Genomic DNA, 1,243 nt, shown 5'->3' with positions numbered 1-1,243 from the left:
CCCGCGGCCGCACGGCGCGGCGCCGGTGCCTGCCGGCGGCGTCACCGCTCCCGGCGGACGGCTCCGGGGCCGCGCCGCACGCCCGGGCCAGGGGTTCCTCGATCCAGTCGGCGAAGGCCGCGAGGTCGTCCAGGGAGAGCGCGGGACGGGCCCGGAGGTCCTCCACGCCGACGCCGTCCTCGGACACCGTCACCAGCCCCTCGACCCGCGCGCCGTCGGCGAACACCAGCCGGACGTGGAACCAGCGCGTCGCGCGCTCTCCCTCCCGCACCGCCCACGCGGGCCACACGGACACCGCGCCTTCCGCAGGGGAACGATCACAAAGAGCAAGAAAAGTGGCATCGAGCACAAACACAACGTAATCGCGTGATCACTTTTTATACGGCCGAACACGCTCCGACGGCAGCGCACGGCACCCTGTCAGCTCAGCCGCCGCGGTGCGATGCTGGTGGCACCAGCGGTCTCCTACGGATCCCCCCGGGTGAGGAGTTCTGCCGTGCTCCGTGTCGCCGTCGTCGGTTCCGGACCGAGCGGGTGCTACACCGCCCAGGGCCTCGTCGAGCAGGACCCCGGAGTGCACGTCGACGTCCTGGACCGGCTGCCGTGCCCGTACGGCCTGGTCCGGTACGGCGTGGCACCGGACCACGAGAAGATCAAGTCGCTGCAGAACACCCTCCGCGCGGTCCTGGAGCACGACCGGGTGCGCTTCCTCGGCGGCGTCCCGGTCGGTCCGGGCGGGGTGCCGGCGGACCGGCTGCGCGAGCTGTACCACGCGGTGGTGTACTGCGTGGGCGCCGCCACCGACCGGCGCCTCGGCGTCCCGGGCGAGGACCTGCCGGGCAGCTGGTCCGCGACCGAGTTCGTGTCCTGGTACAGCGCCCACCCGGACGCCCCGGGGCGGGGAGCGGACGGCGACCGGGCCGCCGACGGGTTCCTGCGCGGTGTCCGGTCCGCCGTCGTCATCGGCCTGGGCAATGTCGCGGTGGACGTCACGCGGATCCTGGCGCGTCGCGCCGCCGAGCTGAGCCGGACCGACGTCCCGCACGCCGCGCTGACCGCCCTGGCGGCGAGCGCGGTGACCGACATCCACATGGTGGGGCGCCGGGGGCCGTCGCAGGCCCGCTTCACCACCAAGGAGCTGCGCGAGCTGGCCACCCTGCCGGACAGCGGCGTCGCCGTCGACGCGGCCGAGCTGGCCGCCGACCCCGCCTGCGCGGACCCGGCCGCCCTGCCCGCGCCGCAG

2 protein-coding genes are annotated in these 1,243 nt (G+C 74.9%); one reads left to right on the top strand and one right to left on the bottom strand.

Annotation, left to right across the window (positions count from 1 at the left end; translation table 11 throughout):
- A partial coding sequence (locus tag G3I53_RS19120; protein ID WP_343240649.1) for a DUF6214 family protein occupies positions 1–295 on the bottom strand: 295 nt, incomplete at its 3' end.
- 201 nt (positions 296–496) lie between these two features.
- On the opposite strand from G3I53_RS19120, the gene G3I53_RS19115 reads away from it, so the two are divergent.
- Positions 497–1,243, top strand: a 747-nt coding sequence (locus G3I53_RS19115; protein ID WP_164438587.1) for an FAD-dependent oxidoreductase, incomplete at its 3' end; no start/stop codon positions are given.

This window comes from Streptomyces sp. SID14436, from assembly GCF_010548465.1.
In the GTDB taxonomy this organism is placed as follows: Bacteria; Actinomycetota; Actinomycetes; order Streptomycetales; family Streptomycetaceae; genus Streptomyces.
Note: the sequence above shows the minus strand (reverse complement) of the source record. Positions and strands in the feature narration are given on the sequence as shown.